The organism is Mesorhizobium sp. M0166 (assembly GCF_040322255.1).
Classification (GTDB): domain Bacteria; phylum Pseudomonadota; class Alphaproteobacteria; order Rhizobiales; family Rhizobiaceae; genus Mesorhizobium.
Map to the genome: position 1 here is coordinate 1 of NZ_JAMYTD010000113.1, position 934 is coordinate 934.

The window sequence follows — 934 nt, forward strand, 5'->3', positions numbered from 1 at the left end:
AGTGTCCGTTCCAAAAAGAGTTGAGTGATTTCAGCAGGTTGTGATTCTGTCGGATTTGCGAGATTCGATGGAGATCACGATGGCCTGGACTGAAATCACCCGTGCGCATTATGAGCGGCGTTGCGCCCGCTACGCAAGCGATCTGACCGATGCAGAGTGGGTGCTGATTGCGCCAATGATGCCGTCGGCGAGCCGCATCGGCCGGCCGCGCAAGACAGACCTGCGCGAGGTCGTGAACGCACTTCTTTACCTCGCCTCGTCGGGCGGCGCGTGGCGATTGCTGCCGAAAGACTTCCCACCCTTTTCAACGGTGCAGAAGTACTTCTATCGCTGGCGTGAGGCGGGCTTGTTGCGGACCATCAGCAACAGCCTCGTCATGGCGGCGCGCGAGGCTGAGGGTCGGGAAGCGAGCCCGACGGCGGGCGTGATCGACAGCCAATCGGTCAAGACCACGGAAAGCGGCGGAATTCGTGGCTTCGACGCGGGAAAGAAGATCAACGGGCGCAAGCGTCACATCGTTGTCGACACCATCGGCCTGATGGTCGGTCTCGTCGTCCACGCCGCTGATATCCAGGACCGGGACGGCGCACCGGCTGCCCTCAAGACCATTCTCGAACGCTGGCCGTGGCTGCGACACGTCTTCGCCGACGGCGGATATGCCGGACCGAAGCTTAAGGGCGCGATGCAAAAGATCGGCACGTTCACCCTGGAGATCGTCAAGCGGACGGATAAAGCCAAAGGCTTTGAGGTCCTGCCGCGCCGCTGGGTCGTGGAGCGCACATTCGCATGGCTGGGGCGATGCCGCAGGCTGGCCAAGGACTGGGAGAAATCCCTCGCTTCCGCAGAAGCCTGGATATACGTCGCTCACATTCGCCTGCTCACCCGCAGGCTCGCAAGAAGTTGATATCAAAACACTCTTTTTGATTCAGGCTCT

1 protein-coding gene is annotated in these 934 nt (G+C 60.6%); it reads left to right on the forward strand.

The features are described from left to right. Positions 1-79: 79 nt before the first annotated feature. A complete protein-coding gene (locus NKJ46_RS34650; protein WP_352458936.1) occupies positions 80-904 on the forward strand; it encodes an IS5 family transposase in 825 nt (274 codons plus the stop codon). Positions 905-934: the final 30 nt, after the last annotated feature.